General features: G+C 70.4%; 17 protein-coding genes and 7 tRNA genes. 15 read left to right on the plus strand and 9 right to left on the minus strand.

Going from position 1 to position 14,796, the window contains the following annotated elements; translation table 11 throughout:
• The first annotated feature begins 126 nt into the window (after nt 1-126).
• From OG698_RS36425 to OG698_RS36435, 3 genes are all read left to right on the plus strand, one after another.
• Nucleotides 127-333 carry a hypothetical protein gene (locus tag OG698_RS36425; protein ID WP_116503303.1) on the plus strand — a complete coding sequence of 69 codons (207 nt, stop codon included), beginning with the start codon at nt 127-129 and terminating at the stop codon, nt 331-333.
• Nucleotides 334-533: 200 nt separating this feature from the next.
• Complete coding sequence (locus OG698_RS36430; protein ID WP_406108133.1) at nt 534-1,481, plus strand: phosphotransferase family protein; 948 nt, start codon at nt 534-536, stop codon at nt 1,479-1,481.
• 69 nt (nt 1,482-1,550) lie between these two features.
• Nucleotides 1,551-1,835 (plus strand): zf-TFIIB domain-containing protein, encoded by a 285-nt coding sequence (locus OG698_RS36435; RefSeq protein WP_406108135.1) that lies wholly within the window; start codon nt 1,551-1,553, stop codon nt 1,833-1,835.
• A 54-nt stretch (nt 1,836-1,889) separates the two neighbouring features.
• Here OG698_RS36435 and OG698_RS36440 read toward each other — a convergent pair.
• The 5 genes from OG698_RS36440 to OG698_RS36460 all read right to left on the minus strand — a co-directional run bounded on the left by OG698_RS36440 (nt 1,890) and on the right by OG698_RS36460 (nt 2,375).
• Nucleotides 1,890-1,961 (minus strand) — tRNA-Val (locus tag OG698_RS36440).
• Between the two features lie 42 nt (nt 1,962-2,003).
• Nucleotides 2,004-2,075: transfer RNA gene (locus OG698_RS36445), tRNA-Val, on the minus strand.
• A 43-nt stretch (nt 2,076-2,118) separates the two neighbouring features.
• Nucleotides 2,119-2,190: transfer RNA gene (locus OG698_RS36450), tRNA-Val, on the minus strand.
• Between the two features lies 1 nt (nt 2,191).
• Nucleotides 2,192-2,265: transfer RNA gene (locus tag OG698_RS36455), tRNA-Cys, on the minus strand.
• 37 nt (nt 2,266-2,302) lie between these two features.
• Nucleotides 2,303-2,375: transfer RNA gene (locus OG698_RS36460), tRNA-Gly, on the minus strand.
• A gap of 145 nt (nt 2,376-2,520) precedes the next feature.
• Between OG698_RS36460 and OG698_RS36465 the strand changes: the two genes are divergently transcribed.
• The 3 genes from OG698_RS36465 to OG698_RS36475 are packed head-to-tail and all read left to right on the plus strand — an operon-like array spanning nt 2,521 to nt 5,277.
• Nucleotides 2,521-3,576, plus strand: coding sequence for a chorismate-binding protein (locus OG698_RS36465; protein ID WP_406108136.1), 1,056 nt, complete (start codon nt 2,521-2,523; stop codon nt 3,574-3,576).
• On the plus strand, nt 3,573-4,394 hold the full coding sequence (locus tag OG698_RS36470; protein ID WP_406108138.1) for an aminotransferase class IV: 822 nt from the start codon (nt 3,573-3,575) through the stop codon (nt 4,392-4,394). Before OG698_RS36465 ends, OG698_RS36470 begins: the two co-directional genes overlap by 4 nt.
• 58 nt (nt 4,395-4,452) lie before the next feature.
• Nucleotides 4,453-5,277, plus strand: a complete 825-nt coding sequence (locus OG698_RS36475; RefSeq protein ID WP_406108140.1) for a GNAT family N-acetyltransferase — start codon at nt 4,453-4,455, stop codon at nt 5,275-5,277.
• Nucleotides 5,278-5,313: 36 nt separating this feature from the next.
• On the opposite strand, the gene OG698_RS36480 is transcribed toward OG698_RS36475, so the two are convergent.
• Complete coding sequence (locus tag OG698_RS36480; RefSeq protein WP_406108141.1) at nt 5,314-5,835, minus strand: DsbA family protein; 522 nt, start codon at nt 5,833-5,835, stop codon at nt 5,314-5,316.
• A gap of 244 nt (nt 5,836-6,079) precedes the next feature.
• Here OG698_RS36480 and OG698_RS36485 point away from each other — a divergent pair, with 244 nt between their 5' ends.
• Together OG698_RS36485 and OG698_RS36490 are read left to right on the plus strand one after the other, a co-directional pair.
• Nucleotides 6,080-6,517: a hypothetical protein gene (locus OG698_RS36485; protein WP_406108143.1), complete on the plus strand. Its 438-nt coding sequence runs from the start codon at nt 6,080-6,082 to the stop codon at nt 6,515-6,517.
• A gap of 167 nt (nt 6,518-6,684) precedes the next feature.
• Entirely contained in the window at nt 6,685-6,864 is a 180-nt protein-coding gene (locus OG698_RS36490) for a hypothetical protein (protein WP_100597017.1), read from the plus strand.
• A 13-nt stretch (nt 6,865-6,877) separates the two neighbouring features.
• Here OG698_RS36490 and OG698_RS36495 read toward each other — a convergent pair whose 3' ends face one another.
• Both OG698_RS36495 and OG698_RS36500 read right to left on the minus strand, forming a co-directional pair.
• Nucleotides 6,878-7,438 carry a CGNR zinc finger domain-containing protein gene (locus tag OG698_RS36495; RefSeq protein WP_406108145.1) on the minus strand — a complete coding sequence of 187 codons (561 nt, stop codon included), beginning with the start codon at nt 7,436-7,438 and terminating at the stop codon, nt 6,878-6,880.
• A 249-nt stretch (nt 7,439-7,687) separates the two neighbouring features.
• Nucleotides 7,688-8,101, minus strand: a complete 414-nt coding sequence (locus tag OG698_RS36500; RefSeq protein WP_003959770.1) for an SsgA family sporulation/cell division regulator — start codon at nt 8,099-8,101, stop codon at nt 7,688-7,690.
• A 190-nt stretch (nt 8,102-8,291) separates the two neighbouring features.
• Here OG698_RS36500 and OG698_RS36505 point away from each other — a divergent pair, with 190 nt between their 5' ends.
• From OG698_RS36505 to OG698_RS36520, 4 genes are all read left to right on the plus strand, one after another.
• Complete coding sequence (locus OG698_RS36505; protein ID WP_406108147.1) at nt 8,292-8,738, plus strand: TIGR02611 family protein; 447 nt, start codon at nt 8,292-8,294, stop codon at nt 8,736-8,738.
• An 85-nt stretch (nt 8,739-8,823) separates the two neighbouring features.
• Nucleotides 8,824-8,895 (plus strand) — tRNA-Val (locus OG698_RS36510).
• A 324-nt stretch (nt 8,896-9,219) separates the two neighbouring features.
• Complete coding sequence (locus tag OG698_RS36515; RefSeq protein WP_406108148.1) at nt 9,220-9,666, plus strand: SRPBCC family protein; 447 nt, start codon at nt 9,220-9,222, stop codon at nt 9,664-9,666.
• A 53-nt stretch (nt 9,667-9,719) separates the two neighbouring features.
• A tRNA-Val gene (locus OG698_RS36520) sits at nt 9,720-9,791 on the plus strand.
• A gap of 75 nt (nt 9,792-9,866) precedes the next feature.
• On the opposite strand, the gene OG698_RS36525 is transcribed toward OG698_RS36520, so the two are convergent.
• Nucleotides 9,867-10,592, minus strand: a complete 726-nt coding sequence (locus OG698_RS36525; RefSeq protein ID WP_100597013.1) for a 3'-5' exonuclease — start codon at nt 10,590-10,592, stop codon at nt 9,867-9,869.
• 169 nt (nt 10,593-10,761) lie between these two features.
• On the opposite strand from OG698_RS36525, the gene OG698_RS36530 reads away from it, so the two are divergent.
• The 3 genes from OG698_RS36530 to thrS all read left to right on the plus strand — a co-directional run bounded on the left by OG698_RS36530 (nt 10,762) and on the right by thrS (nt 14,773).
• A complete protein-coding gene (locus OG698_RS36530; protein ID WP_356272315.1) occupies nt 10,762-11,328 on the plus strand; it encodes a DUF4365 domain-containing protein in 567 nt (188 codons plus the stop codon).
• A 78-nt stretch (nt 11,329-11,406) separates the two neighbouring features.
• Nucleotides 11,407-12,624, plus strand: coding sequence for a hypothetical protein (locus OG698_RS36535; RefSeq protein WP_406108151.1), 1,218 nt, complete (start codon nt 11,407-11,409; stop codon nt 12,622-12,624).
• Between the two features lie 163 nt (nt 12,625-12,787).
• Nucleotides 12,788-14,773, plus strand: coding sequence for a threonine--tRNA ligase (gene thrS / locus OG698_RS36540; protein WP_406108153.1), 1,986 nt, complete (start codon nt 12,788-12,790; stop codon nt 14,771-14,773).
• Nucleotides 14,774-14,796: the final 23 nt, after the last annotated feature.

Raw genomic sequence — 14,796 nt, forward strand, 5'->3', positions numbered from 1 at the left:
GAGGGCATGACGACCGTGGCTCCTGACGCGCCTAGATTTGAGGTCAAGCGGCGGGTGCAAGCACTCGTCCCCCGAGGTCAGGTACCCGCCGCTGCCAAACCGAAGATCTTGACCGGGAGAGGAACCATGGCGGACACGGCACCGCGGACGATGGTCCGCACGCAGGGACGCAGGGCATTCGCCGCGTTCGGCGGCCGTCGTTCCGAGCGCCGTCACCCCTTGGTGGCGACGGCCATGGTTCTTCCCCTGGCGGCCCTGCTCGTAGTCGTCTTCGGCGGCTGGGAAGCAGTGGTCACACAAGCGTCGTCCGTGGGCGTGATGCTGGGGCGCTGAGCGGCGCCCCAGGCCCGGAAGAGCGGTCCGGGCGGGGACATCCGGCCATGAAACCCCGTGGGGACGGGGGTGCGGCGGACGGCACATGATGGCCGCGCAGCTGGGGAGCTGCGCGGCCATTGTTCTGCCCGCGTACCGGTGAGTCCCACCCGCCGGATCCTGCGTACGCTCGCGGTGACACCACCCGGGGGGAACCACCGATGATCGCACCCGTCCTGCTGCCCGCACTCACCGCCACGGCACGCGGCGCGGCGCACCGCACCCAGGGGCCCTGCGCCTGCCCGGCACCGGGCGCCGTACTCGCCGACCGCGCGGACGGGACGGTCGTCCGCCACGGAGACATCGTCGCCAAGGCCCACGCCCCGGGCACGGACCCCGCCGAGCTCAACGCCCGCCTCGCCGTGGCGGCCGCACTCCCCGGCGTCCTGCTGCCGCCGCTCACGCCGGTCGCGGCGGATCTGCACGACCGGCTCGTCACGTTCTGGCCGCACGGCAGCCCCGTGGACCCCGACGCCCCTGAACACGCGCCGTGGGAGGACGCGGCCACGCTCCTGGCCCGCCTCCACACGGTGCCCGTGGCGGAACTCCCGGGCCCGCTCCCGCCGATGCGCGGCCCGGTCAAGGCGGCCCTCGCCGTCGCGCGGCTCCTGGCGGCCGGTCCCCATCCGGCGTCCGCGCCGATCCTGCGCGCCTGGTCGGGCCTGCCGCCCTGGGCCCGCGCCGAGGCCCCCGGCGGGCACGCGTCCGCCCTGTGCCACGGAGACCTGCACCTCGGCCAGCTCGTCCGCCGCCCCGCAGGCACCGGCCCCTGGCTCCTGATCGACGTCGACGACCTCGGCACCGGAGACCCTGCCTGGGACCTCGCGCGCCCCGCCGCGTGGTTCGCGTGCGGCCTGCTTCCGGCACAGGAGTGGACGAGGTTCCTCACCGCGTACCAGGAGGCGGGCGGCGCTCCGTCGCTCCAGGGCGACCCCTGGCCCGCCCTGGACGCCCCGGCCCGCGCCCTCACCGTCCAGACCGCGGCCCTCGCCGTGGCCAAGGCAGCCGCGGCCGGCCGGGCGCTCGACGAGGCCGAGGAGGCGTTGGTCGACGCCTGTGACCGAATGGCAGCGGTACCGGCCGAGTTGGCACACGGCGCCGCGAAGTAGGGTGCAACGGACCGATGCCGGGAAGTGTTCCGGCGAAGAAGTGCCGAACGGCGAGGAGTTGAGCCGACCATGCAGTGCCCCAAGTGTCATGCACCGATGCACACGTACAACCGCAATGGCGTCCAGATCGAGCAGTGCAGCGGCTGCCGGGGGATATTCCTCGACTACGGCGAGCTGGAGTCCCTGACCCGGCTCGAGTCCCAGTGGCAGCAGCAGGCGCCGCCGGCGCCTCCGGCCCCGCAGGCGTACCCGTCGGCTCCCGCCCCGGCCTGGGGTGCCCCGCACCACGGCGGGCACCACGGTCACCACGGCCACCGCAAGGGCGGCTTCGGCCGGATGCTCTTCTCCTCCTGAGCCGCCCGGCACATGAAGAAGCCCCCGGCCGAAAGGCCGGGGGCTTCTTGACTGTGCGCGATACTGGGATTGAACCAGTGACCTCTTCCGTGTCAGGGAAGCGCTCTCCCGCTGAGCTAATCGCGCGGGACGGGCCAGACTGTATCAGGACCCGTGAGTCGTACTGCGTGCGCGATACTGGGATTGAACCAGTGACCTCTTCCGTGTCAGGGAAGCGCTCTCCCGCTGAGCTAATCGCGCGGGGTTTCGGACCGTCGGGAAGATGACCTTCGCGATGATCCAGTGGACGATACTGGGATTGAACCAGTGACCTCTTCCGTGTCAGGGAAGCGCTCTCCCGCTGAGCTAATCGTCCTTGGAGGTGGAGACGGGATTTGAACCCGTGTAGACGGCTTTGCAGGCCGTTGCCTCGCCTCTCGGCCACTCCACCAGGAGTGTGGGGGTTCGGGAAGATCCCCCACTTCCTGAGCGGACGACCAGGTTCGAACTGGCGACCTCAACCTTGGCAAGGTTGCGCTCTACCAACTGAGCTACGTCCGCTTGTCGTTTCCGTTTCGCTTGCGCGTCCCGGCGACGTGTTGAACTCTAGCGGATTCCCGGGCCAGTACAAAAACGCGTTTGCGCAGCGTGCTGCGGTGCGACCGCCCCAGGTCACGCGGGGGACACCCGCCATAGACTCGAAGACGTGCGCGACCTCCCTCACGACCTGCCCCCTCTGGCCCGCTTCGGCGGTCTCGTAGCGACCGAGTTGCGCGACGTGACCAGCGATCCCGAGGCCCTGGACTCGTCCGGCTTCTGGGCCGTGTCCGCCGACTTCGAGGGCCGTCTCGTGTGCGCCCGCTTCGACTCCGTGCGGGAGGAGCCCGTGCCCGCTCCGGTCCCCGGCGCCTGGCAGGGGCCCGCGGCCGGTGACTGGACGTCCTCCCTCGACCGGGCCGCGTACACCGAGGGCGTGCGCAGGATCCGCACCCACATCGCGGCCGGCGAGGTCTACCAGGCCAATCTCTGCCGCGTCCTGTCCGCGCCCCTTCCCCCGGACGCGGACGTGGACGCCCTCACAGCGCTCCTCGCGCGAGGCAACCCGGCCCCCTACGCGGGGACCATCCGCCTTCCCGAGCACGGCGTGGAGATAGCCACCGCGTCCCCCGAGCTCTTCCTGAGCCGCACCGGGCGGAGCGTCGGATCCGGGCCGATCAAGGGCACGGGCCGCACCGAGGCGGACCTCCTGGAGAAGGACTATGCGGAGAACGTGATGATCGTGGACCTGGTCCGCAACGATCTCGGACGCGTCTGCGCGACCGGTTCCGTGACGGTCCCGGAGCTGTGTGTGGTCGAGAAGCACCCGGGCCTCGTCCACCTTGTCTCCGCCGTCCGCGGGGAACTGTGCGAAGGTGCCGGCTGGCGCGACCTGCTCGACGCCGCGTTCCCGCCCGGCTCGGTCACCGGAGCGCCCAAGTCCAGCGCCCTGCGCATCATCGAGGCCCTGGAGACGGCGCCCCGCGGCCCGTACTGCGGCGGCATCGGCTGGGTCGACGCCGACCGGGGCACCGGCGAGCTGGCCGTCGGCATCCGCACGTTCTGGGCCGACCGGGCCGAGGGCGTCCTGCGGTTCGGCACCGGCGCCGGCATCACCTGGGGCTCCGACCCCGAAGGTGAGTGGCGGGAGACCGAACTGAAGGCTTCCCGGCTGCTGGCGGTAGCGTCGGGTACGTACGAGGAAAGTGAAGGGATCCCTACGTGAAGATCTGGCTCGACGGCGCACTGCAGGAACTCGAGGCCGCCCGTGTCTCGGTGTTCGACCACGGCCTGACCGTGGGCGACGGCATTTTCGAGACCGTGAAGTCGGTCGACGGGAAGCCGTTCGCGCTGACCCGCCACCTGGACCGGCTCGCCCGCTCCGCGCGCGGTCTCGGTCTGGCCGAGCCCGACCTCGACGAGGTGCGCAGGGCCTGCGACGCCGTCCTCGAGGCCAACCCGATGCCGCTCGGCCGGCTGCGGATCACGTACACCGGAGGGCTCTCCCCGCTGGGTTCCGACCGTGGTGAGCACGGGACGACGCTGGTGGTCGCGCTCGGCGAGGCCGGCCGGCGCCCCGACTCCACCGCCACGGTCACGGTCCCGTGGACGCGCAACGAACGCGGCGCGCTCACCGGCCTGAAGACCACCTCGTACGCGGAGAACGTCGTCGCGCTCGCCCGCGCGCGCGAACAGGGCGCCTCCGAGGCGCTGTTCGCCAACACGGTGGGGCAGCTCTGCGAGGGCACGGGGTCGAACATCTTCGTCGTCCTCGACGGTGAGATCCACACCCCGCCGGTCGCCTCCGGCTGTCTGGCGGGCATCACGCGCGCGCTGACCGTCGAGTGGACCGGCGCCAAGGAGACCGATCTGCCGCTCGACGTACTGGAGCGCGCCGACGAGATCTTCCTGACGTCCACGCTGCGCGATGTGCAGGGCGTGCACCGGGTCGACGGACGCGAGCTGCCGGGCGCGCCCGGGCCCGTCACCGCCAAGGCGATGCGTGTCTTCGACGAGCGCGCGGCGGACGACCTCGACCCGTAGTCCGGGCGACTCCTAATCCGGGTGACGGGGTGGTCACAGGGCGGGTAGAACACCCCTGATGACCACCACTCTGCGGCCGACCGAGCCGCTTCAGCGCGACGCCGACGGGACGCGGTCACGCCACTACCAGGTGTGTGTGAACAGCCGTCCCGTCGGCGAGCTGCGCCTGGGCACCCATCCCGTCTACGGCGAGCGGGTGGCCCGGATCCGTGATCTTCGGATCGACGAGCCGGACCGCGGGCGGGGCCGCGGCACCGTCGCCGCCCTCGCCGCCGAGGAGGTGGCGCGCGGCTGGGGCTGCGGCCGGATCGAGGTCTCGATCCCCGCACCGGCCGAGCGTGCCCTCGCCCTGGCCACCGCCCTCGGCTACGTCGAACGCAACCGGAACATGGAGAAGGACCTCCCCGCCGAGCCCTCCGGGCTTCCTGCGGGCAGCGCGGGGCGGCGGATGACCGGCCCCGAGTTCACGGCGTGGGAGGCGCATACGCGCGTCGGGTACGTGCGCAGCCTGGTCGAGCGCGGTGTCCCGGAAGCCCAGGCGCGCGCCAAGGCCGAGGCCGATCACACCGCGACGCTCGGGGAAGGGCTCGCTACGCGGGACACCGTCCTGAGCGTGCTTGAGACGGACGGCGCGGTCGTGGGCACGCTGTGGGTCGCGCTGCGCGGCGAGAGCGCCTACGTGTACGACGTCGAGGTCGCGGCCGAGCACCGAGGGCACGGCCACGGACGCTCACTGATGCTCCTCGCGGAGGCCGAGTCGCGCGCCGCGGGCGCCGCCCGCCTGGGGCTCAACGTCTTCGCGGGCAACACCCCGGCCGTCCGCCTGTACGAGTCGCTCGGATACCGGGCGACCGAGTTCCACCTGTACAAGCCGCTGCTCTGAGCGGCTCGCGGGCAGGGGCAGGGGCAGGGGCTGGAGCTACGAGCCGAGCAGCCGGTCGGCGATCTCCTCGACGCGCTCGCGCAGGCCGTCCTGGCTCTTCCCGCCGTCGAGCCGCTCGCCGTCGATGACGTACGTGGGTGTGCCCGTCACGCCGATCGCCTTGCCCTCGGCCTGGTCCGCGTCGACGATCAGGATGTGCCGGCCGTCGACGAGCGCGGTGTCGAACTCCTCGGCGTCCAGACCGAGTTCACCCGCGACCTCGACGAGGAACGGCTCGCCCTTGCGGCCCAACTCCTCGACGCGGCCGAGCACCGCTTCCACGTACGGCCAGCCCTGCCCCTGCTCGAAGGCCTCCTCCGCGGCCTGCGCGCCGGCGAAGGCGTGCTTGTGCTTCTCCAGCGGGAAGTGCCGCAGACGCAGGTCGATGCGGTCGCCGTAGCGGGCCCGCAGCGCGCGCACGTCGTCGAGTGCGGTGCGGCAGTCGGGGCACTGGAGCTCGCACCAGACGTCGAGGACGGGGCGGGCCTGAGGGGCGGAGGCGGGAGAGGCGTCGTTCATGCGACCAGTCTTCCAGTCAGGCGCCGGGGACCCCAACCGGCACCTGCTGAACACGCCCCCTGATCGGACCCCGGCAGGACCCCCGGCAGGATCCCTGACAGCCCCCGGACCGGGACCTGCGGAGGAGGTCGTACCCGGAAATGTCCCTGAGGTCCGCCCGGATCGTGGCCTCCGGACCCCGGGGCGGTGCACGATGGAGGGGACGGAATGCTCCGTCGCCCGCTGCCTGTGCCAGGAGGACCGGATGATTGCCGAGACCGTCTGTTCCGCCGTTTCCGTGGCCGGGCTGGGCATCGCCGCGGTCACGGCGTACCGGAAGCGTTTCCTCGCGGCCGCGCGCATAGCCGCCTATTCGCTGGTGCCGATCGGTCTGGTGATGACCGGTGCGGTCGGCTGGCTGGCGGACACCGCGTTCAGCCCGACGGCGTGGGCCGGCTTCGTCGTGCTCGGCGGCGCCTGGCTCCTGTTCATGGTGACCCGCGCGCTTGAGCGCCGCAGCGGTGGCACCCGTAAGGAGCGCAAGGCGGCCAAGGCCGCCGCCGAGGCCCGGGCCGTCGAGCCCGCCGCCTCGGCCCCCTCGTTGGGCCAGAGCACCCGACCCGCGGCGGCCCGCCCCGCCGCGAAGCCCGCCTCCGAGGACTTCAGCGACATCGAGGCGATTCTGAAGAAGCACGGGATCTGACCCGAGGACCCTCGACCGAGGTCGATCGACCTCGGCCTGAAACGGAAGCTGTTGGACTCCTTCCGGTCGACCTCGTACCACTCTCGTCACGGGATCCGGCGAACCCCCGCTTCTTTTGAGCGTGTTGATCGACTGCGGTGCGCCGACTGCGTCATCATCGCCGCGAGATGCTGGACACAACACAGGGCGGTTCCGCCCCGCAGGCCGACGAGCGACACGACGCCTTCACGGCCGACGAACGCCGAGGCTGCCTCTTCGCACTGTCGCAGCCGCCCTTGATGATCTTTCTGGCGGTGATCGGCTGCCTGCTGCTCCTGGCTTCGCTGCACGATCTGTTCGTGCTGTGAGAGTGCGGGCGGGTCAGCCCGCCGCCTCCTTGCGGCGCGCCCGGTACGCCGCCACGTGCAAGCGGTTTCCACAGGTGCGGCTGTCGCAGTACCTGCGGGACCGGTTGCGCGAGAGGTCCACGAAGGCCCGCCGGCAGTCCGGGGCCTCGCAGCGCCGCAGCCGCTCCTGTTCCCCGGCGACCACGAAGAAGGCGAGCGCCATCCCGCAGTCGGCCGCGAGGTGGTCGGCGACGGACGCGCCAGGCGCGAAGTAGTGCACGTGCCAGTCGTAGCCGTCGTGGTCGGTCAGACGCGGCGTGGTGCCCGCGGCGGCGACCAGCTCGTTGATGAGCGAGGCCGCGGCGTGCGGATCGGCCGCCGCGAACACGGCGGCGAACCGTCCCCTCACGCTCTGTACGGCGTCGAGGTCACGCTCTGCGAGCACCCCGACGTCGCTGATGTCGTTCTTTCGTACGAATTCGCCCAGGGCTGCCAGATCGGCCAGCCCGTCGGCGGCCTGTTCGTCGTCCGGTGCGGTGTTCACCAGATCGACCACGGTGTCGAGGGCGCACCGGGTGTCGTGGGTGATCAGCACGATTTGCTCCCTGGCCTGGGGGGGGTCGGGCCTGTGCCCGCCGATGCTGGCCGATGTTATAGGTCCGGTCGGCCGTGTGGCGCCTGTCCGTGGACGCGCCGACGCCGCCCCCGTGGAAGATCCCACGGCGGCGGCGCCGGTGTATGCCATATGCAGTTGTTGTGGCTCGGTCCGTCTCCCCGAGTGGACGGCATCGAGCGGCTCTCGCGGTGCGTGACCCCGGCGGTGTGCCGGCGTCGGCTCCAGGCCTTAGCTTTCGGCCAGGATGTGTGAGAGCTCCGTGTCGAGATCGAAGTGGCGGTGTTCCGTGCCGGGTGGCACGGCCGCGTCGGTCCTCTTCAGGAACGACTCCAGCGCCCTCGCAGGGGCTTCGAGCAGAGCCTCGCCCTCAGGAGAACTCAGAGCGATGCAGACGACGCCTTGGCCGTGACTACGGGATGGCCAGACTCGGACGTCGCCGGTGCCGGTGGGCCGGTGCAGGCCCTCGGCGAGCAGATCGCGGGCGAACACCCACTCGACCGTCTCTTCTGCTCCGGTGTGGAAGGTGGCGTGCACGGCGTAGGGATCGGCCGTGTCATACCGCAGTCCTGCGGGTACAGGCAGTGAGGACTCGCTCGACACAACGAGGCGCAGGTGCAGCTCGCAGCTGACCGTGGTGTTCATAAGCGCCAGGGCCTTTCGCTCAGTGTGCGCTCGGGGATTCGCACGTCGGCGAAATCGACATGCCACCTACGGTGCCGTTGTAAACCCCTCTGAGTGTTTTGAGTGCCTTTAGGTAGCTCGGACGGCGGAGTGTTACTTGTTCCGGAGCGTCCATTCCGGTGACGCGATTCCGTCGGGTAGGTTTGGTTGTATGAATACGGGGAGTGACGAGGCGGCCGAGTCTGAATCCGTGGCCGCGACGACGGGGGACGGAGCGAAGACCGAGCCGGAGCTCGGTTCGCGGGCGCCGGAGTTCATCAAGGCCCGCAGAGCCCTGCACCTGAGCTGGCAGGTCGGCGTCTTCGTGATCGGGCTCGCGGTGGTGGTGGCGGGCGTGATCATGTTGCCGCTGCCGGGCCCGGGCTGGCTGGTGATCTTCGGCGGCATGGCGATCTGGGCGACCGAGTTCGTCTGGGCGCAGCTCGTGCTCCGCTGGACGAAGCGCAAGGTCACCGAGGCCACGCAGCGCGCGCTCGACCCGGCGGTGCGCCGGCGGAACATCATCCTGACGTCGATCGGCGTGGTGATCATCGCGGTGCTCGTGGGGATCTACGTGTGGAAGTTCGGCTTCGAGATGCCGTGGAAGATCAAGGAGTGAGCGGGGTGGCCCGCGAGGGTCGCGCCGGGGGTGTCAGGGCTGGTCGGAGCACCCGCTGACATGCGGTAATGTTCTCTCTGCGCCCGGGCGATTAGCTCAGTGGGAGAGCGCTTCGTTCACACCGAAGAGGTCACTGGTTCGAACCCAGTATCGCCCACCCCGGACCGAGGGCCCCGGAGGCTTCAAGCCTCCGGGGCCCTCGGCGTTTCCGCGTGTGGCCACCATGATCGGCAAGCGCTTTCCGACGGCGGGACACCCCTGGTGTCCCGCGACCGGAACGGGAATCCCATAATCCATTCGGACGCATGGGATAACCCGGCTAGACCTCTTGGGCAATTCGAAGACCGGACGAACCTGACCCCGTTTCAGAGTTCCCGGACTTCGCGCGGTATCCGGAAGTTCTGACGGTGAATCAATGACCGGCGCCATCGGGTCAATTCACGTTCATGTGAGCCGCCGCGTATCGGGGGAGACTCGCACCATGGACTGGAGTCACTACCGCTTCCGCAGCGTCTGGGACCTGCCCGCGCAGCCCGCCGACGTGTTCGCGGTCCTCGAGCGCGGCGAGGACTATCCCCTGTGGTGGCCCCAAGTGCGCGAGGCGACCCCACTCGACGAGCGGCGCGGCACCGCCCGCTTCCGCTCGCTCCTGCCGTACGACCTGTTCGTGACGGCCACCGCCCTGCGCGGCGACCCCGGGGCCGGGGTCCTGGAGATCGCCATGTCCGGCGACCTGGAGGGCTGGGCGCGGTGGACCGTGCGCGCGCACGGGGGCGGGACGCGTGCGCAGTACGAGCAGGAGGTGGAGGTGTGCAAACCCCTGTTGCGGCGCTTCGCCCTCGTCGGCAGGCCGGTGTTCCTCGTCAACCACGCGCTGATGATGCGGGCTGGGCGGCGCGGACTCGTCGCGTATCTGCGGCGGCGCTGACCGAACCGGTTTGATGGAAACCCGCCGGGGCCTGTATGGTTCAACCCGTTCCCGGGCGATTAGCTCAGTGGGAGAGCGCTTCGTTCACACCGAAGAGGTCACTGGTTCGAACCCAGTATCGCCCACCCGGAAGAAAGCCGGTCCGTCAGCAGACGGACCGGCTTTTCTGTGCCCCGGGCCCGAGCCCGGGCGGGCAACTCTCAGGCGGCCTCCCGCAGTTCCGTGCGCATCGGCCACGCTGGATCCACCGTCTCCGGATTGCCGCTGCGCGCGAACCACGCCTGCAGCCCACGCGCCTGCGCGGCGTGCCAAACGGCCTGAAGGGTGTGCAGTTCGGCAGGGGACAGCCGCTCCAGACGGGACGCGAAACGGCGCCCCACGGCCCGTACGACATCCAGGGAGGCCTGCGCGTCGGCGGCCGCGTCGTGTGCGCCTTCCAGCTCCACCTCGTACTGCGCGCACAGGTCCGTCAGGGTGCGGCGGCCCTTGCGGTAGCGGTCCAGGTGTTTGTCGAGGACGCGCGGATCGAGGACGCACAGCGATGAGCTCTCCATGTAGCGGCCGAGCGCGGACGCGCGATGGCGCCGCAACTCCCGGTCCAGGAGTGTCAGATCGAACGGCGCGTTCATCACCACGAGCGGGCGGCCCGCCGCGGCCTGTTCGCCCAGCAGCCTGGCTATCTCCTCCATGACGGGGGCCGGCCAGCGGCCGTTGCGCTGGAGGTGCTCGTCCGTCAGGCCGTGCACCTCCGTCGCCCCGGCCGGCACCGGCACCCCCGGATTCACGAGCCAGCGTGAGACGCGCGGCCGGCTGCCCGCGGCGTCCTGCACCACTATCGCGGCCGACACGATGCGGTCGCTCTCCACGTCCACGCCGGTGGTCTCGGTGTCGAAGGCGGCCAGAGGACCCTCGTACCAGCACGTCATGTCAATGCAACTCCTCGTTCACACCTGGCAGATGACCCCTCGCGGCTGCCCGTTTCGGTGATACCCGGGCTGTTTGCGTCGTACGCCGACCGGAGACAACACAGATACGGGTCACGGCAGTTCAGAGACCCGCCCAGGGGATTCACCTGTTTCGGAAGGCCAGTTGGACATGGCGCTCGCGCAGCCCGAACAGGGTGGGCTGCTGCCCGAGCGGATCGCACCGCCGCGCGGCACACTCGCCACCACCGCCTGCATGGAGACACTCCAGGTGGGCTATCTGCACGCCGTAGCGGCAGCCGCGGGCTGTTCGCTCTCTCAGCCGTTCCCCGACAACGGAATCGACTGGCACGTCAGCCACAGCGCCCCCGGGCACACGGTCGACGACGAGGTCACCATCAAGGTGCAGCTCAAGTGCACGTACCAGATCCCGCCGAAGCCGCCGGGGCCTTCCTTCTCCTTCACGCTCGACAACGCGCATCTGGAGAAGCTCGCCCGCACACCGGTGTCGGTGCACAAGATCCTGGTCGTGATGATCGTGCCGCGTTCGCAGGACGACTGGCTGCGGGCCGGCCACGACCGGCTCGACCTGCGGCACTGCTGCTACTGGATCAACCTGGCCGGCCATCCGGTGACAGGCCGGCGCCGCACCACCGTGCGCATCCCGACCTCGCGGATATTCGACGACCGTGCGCTCTGCGAGATCATGACGCGGATCGGGACGGGCGGAAGGCCCTGAAACGCGTGACGCCCTGAAGGCGCGTGACGCCTGAAGGCCACACGCGGGAGGCCCTGACGGACAGGGAGGGAGACCCTGATGCAGCACCGCCCGACCGACGAGCGCCTGCGCGCCCTGAACACCGCCCGATCCCACCCCGCTGACCTCGAAGGCCCCGGCCCGGAGCAGGTCGACCCGGTCGTGCTCAACGCACTGCTCGACCGGCACGGCTGGGAGCGCCGCGGCGGCGCCACCGGGCGCTATGTGCGCTGGACGCTGCCCGGCGCCTCAGGGCGCACCAGCCTGCTCGTACCGGAGAGCCGCGCCTTCCCCGACAGCGACGACCTGCTCGGCGAGGCGCTCGAGGCGCTGGAGCGCAGCGGGTCGCGCTCCGCGCGGGAGGTCCTCGTCTCGCTCGCCGTGCCGAGCGACGAGATCCGCTGGTGGCGCGATGTGCCGGCCGGGCCCGCGGGAAGCACCGCATGGCCGGTGGAGGAGCAACTGCGCGCCGCCGCCCGGCGGATGCTGCTGGCCGCCGCGCTCGCCGCCCGGGGCAAGGCCGGGTACTATGGCGCGCGCCACCGCAGGCCCGCGGCCGCGTCGCTGGAGACCGTCCTCGTCGGTGACGCCCCAGGCGGCCGCAGGCTCACCGCGTTCGTGCCCGTCGCCGCGGGCCGCGCGCTCGCCGTCCGTCTCCACCAGGCGCTGTACGCGGCGCGCGAGGCCATCGACTACCGGCGGGCCACCGGCGGCATGGACGCCTTCGACGGCGCCGTCGAGGCGGGGGTGAGCCACGAGCTCGTCGAAGCGCTCGTCGCCCTCGTCCGCGGCACGGAGGGAGCCCGGGTCGGCGTCGAGTGGTCACCGGCGGCCGGAGTGCCCGACGAGTGCACGGCCGGGGACGAGCCCGTCGAGTTCTCGCCCGGCGACCTGACGGTGCTGCGGGAGGCGAGCGCCCGCTATCTGCAGTCCGAGCCGTCCATCGCCGTCCGCATCACCGGCACCGTCGTGCGCATGCGCAGATCGCGGCCGCGCGGCGAGGGCACGGTGCGGCTGCACGTCATAGGGGGCGCCGATGTGCCGCACGTACGGATGACGCTGGACGAGGAGGCGTACCGGACGGCGGGGCACGCGCATCTCGTGGGGCTGCCGATCAGGGTGCACGGGCGGCTGGAGAGCCGGGGCGGCTTCCGGCGGCTGACCGGGGCGAGCGGCGTGGTGCCCGTACAGGTCGAGGAGGCCGAGCGGGACCGGCTGATGAAGTCGCTCCAGGAGAATCTGGACTTCTTCGAGGAGGCGTGCAGCGGGGACGACTGAGCTCACGGGCTCGTGAGCAGGGGGTTCCCGGTGTGTGCGCGGGGAACGTGGCGCGGGCGGTGTCGATACCGTTTCGCGAGTCGGGCCCCGGGCTCGGTACGATCCTCTGTGTATTGCGCGCGTGGCCAGGTCATCGCGCGCCGCCTTCAGTCAGGAGAGTCCGGTGTCAGACGTCCGTGTGATCATCCAACGCGATTCCGAGCGGGAAGAGCGCGTGGTGACGACGGGCACTACGGCGGCCGAGCTCTTCGCCGGCGAGCGCACCATCGTCGCCGCCCGTGTGGCCGGCGAGCTGAAGGACCTCGCGTACGCCGTGCAGGACGGCGAGGAGGTCGAGCCCGTCGAGATCTCCTCCGAGGACGGCCTCAACATCCTGCGCCACTCCACCGCGCACGTGATGGCGCAGGCCGTGCAGGAGCTGTTCCCCGACGCCAAGCTGGGCATCGGCCCGCCGGTCAAGGACGGCTTCTACTACGACTTCGACGTGGAGAAGCCCTTCACGCCCGAGGATCTCAAGGCCATCGAGAAGAAGATGCAGGAGATCCAGAAGCGCGGGCAGCGGTTCTCGCGCCGCGTCGTCACCGACGAGGCCGCCCGCGAGGAGCTGGCCGACGAGCCGTACAAGCTGGAGCTCATCGGCATCAAGGGCTCCGCGGACCTGGAACAGGGCGCCGACGGCGCGAATGTCGAGGTGGGCGGCGGAGAGCTGACCATCTACGACAACCTCGACGCCAAGACCGGTGACCTGTGCTGGAAGGACCTCTGCCGCGGTCCCCACCTGCCCACCACCCGTAACATCCCGGCGTTCAAGCTCATGCGCAACGCGGCGGCGTACTGGCGCGGCAGCGAGAAGAACCCGATGCTCCAGCGCATCTACGGCACCGCGTGGCCGTCGAAGGACGAGCTGAAGGCGCACCTGGAGTTCCTCGCCGAGGCCGAGAAGCGCGACCACCGCAAGCTGGGCAACGAGCTGGACCTGTTCTCGATCCCCGACCAGATCGGTTCCGGTCTGGCCGTCTTCCACCCCAAGGGCGGCATCATCCGCCGGGTCATGGAGGACTACTCGCGCCGCCGGCACGAGGAGGAGGGCTACGAGTTCGTCTACACCCCCCACGCCACGAAGGGGAAGCTCTTCGAGACCTCGGGCCACCTGGACTGGTACGCCGACGGCATGTACCCGCCCATGCAGCTCGACGAGGGCGTGGACTACTACCTCAAGCCCATGAACTGCCCGATGCACAACCTGATCTTCGATGCGCGCGGGCGTTCCTACCGTGAACTGCCGCTGCGCCTCTTCGAGTTCGGCACCGTGTACCGGTACGAGAAGTCGGGCGTCGTGCACGGCCTGACCCGCGCCCGTGGCTTCACGCAGGACGACGCGCACATCTACTGCACCAAGGAGCAGATGGCGGAGGAGCTCGACAAGACGCTCACCTTCGTCCTCGGGCTGCTGCGCGACTACGGCCTGACCGACTTCTACCTGGAGCTCTCGACCAAGGACCCGGAGAAGTTCGTCGGCTCCGACGAGATCTGGGAAGAGGCCACCGAGACGCTGCGCCAGGTCGCCGAGAAGCAGGGCCTCCCGCTGGTCCCGGACCCGGGCGGCGCCGCCTTCTACGGCCCGAAGATCTCCGTTCAGGCGAAGGATGCCATCGGCCGCACCTGGCAGATGTCGACCGTGCAGCTCGACTTCAACCTGCCGGAGCGCTTCAACCTGGAGTACACCGGCCCCGACGGCACCAAGCAGCGCCCGGTCATGATCCACCGCGCGCTCTTCGGCTCCATCGAACGGTTCTTCGCGGTGCTCCTCGAGCACTACGCGGGCGCCTTCCCGGCCTGGCTCGCGCCGGTGCAGGCGGTCGGCATCCCGATCGGCGACGCGCACATCCCGTACCTGGAGGAGTTCGCGGCCAAGGCGAAGAAGAAGGGCCTGCGCGTCGACGTGGACTCCTCTTCGGACCGCATGCAGAAGAAGATCAGGAACGCGCAGAAGCAGAAGGTGCCGTTCATGATCATCGCGGGCGACGAGGACATGGCGGCCGGCGCCGTCTCCTTCCGCTACCGCGACGGCTCGCAGGAGAACGGCATCCCCGTCGACGAGGCGATCGAGAAGATCGTCAAGGTCGTCGAGGAGCGCGTGCAGGTCTGACGTCCGCCGCTGACGGCACGGAC

It is taken from the genome of Streptomyces sp. NBC_01003 (assembly GCF_045162695.1).
Lineage (GTDB): Bacteria > Actinomycetota > Actinomycetes > Streptomycetales > Streptomycetaceae > Streptomyces.

Bases quoted from the DNA above. Each gene is read 5' to 3' on its own strand.
- OG698_RS36425 (WP_116503303.1), top strand. From the start codon at position 127: ATGGCGGACACGGCACCGCGGACGATGGTCCGCACGCAGGGACGCAGG.
- OG698_RS36430 (WP_406108133.1), top strand. From the start codon at position 534: ATGATCGCACCCGTCCTGCTGCCCGCACTCACCGCCACGGCACGCGGC.
- OG698_RS36435 (WP_406108135.1), top strand. From the start codon at position 1,551: ATGCAGTGCCCCAAGTGTCATGCACCGATGCACACGTACAACCGCAAT.
- OG698_RS36475 (WP_406108140.1), top strand. From the start codon at position 4,453: ATGACCACCACTCTGCGGCCGACCGAGCCGCTTCAGCGCGACGCCGAC.
- OG698_RS36480 (WP_406108141.1), bottom strand. From the start codon at position 5,835: ATGAACGACGCCTCTCCCGCCTCCGCCCCTCAGGCCCGCCCCGTCCTC.
- OG698_RS36485 (WP_406108143.1), top strand. From the start codon at position 6,080: ATGATTGCCGAGACCGTCTGTTCCGCCGTTTCCGTGGCCGGGCTGGGC.
- OG698_RS36490 (WP_100597017.1), top strand. From the start codon at position 6,685: ATGCTGGACACAACACAGGGCGGTTCCGCCCCGCAGGCCGACGAGCGA.
- OG698_RS36500 (WP_003959770.1), bottom strand. From the start codon at position 8,101: ATGAACACCACGGTCAGCTGCGAGCTGCACCTGCGCCTCGTTGTGTCG.
- OG698_RS36505 (WP_406108147.1), top strand. From the start codon at position 8,292: ATGAATACGGGGAGTGACGAGGCGGCCGAGTCTGAATCCGTGGCCGCG.
- OG698_RS36515 (WP_406108148.1), top strand. From the start codon at position 9,220: ATGGACTGGAGTCACTACCGCTTCCGCAGCGTCTGGGACCTGCCCGCG.
- OG698_RS36525 (WP_100597013.1), bottom strand. From the start codon at position 10,592: ATGACGTGCTGGTACGAGGGTCCTCTGGCCGCCTTCGACACCGAGACC.
- OG698_RS36530 (WP_356272315.1), top strand. From the start codon at position 10,762: ATGGCGCTCGCGCAGCCCGAACAGGGTGGGCTGCTGCCCGAGCGGATC.
- OG698_RS36535 (WP_406108151.1), top strand. From the start codon at position 11,407: ATGCAGCACCGCCCGACCGACGAGCGCCTGCGCGCCCTGAACACCGCC.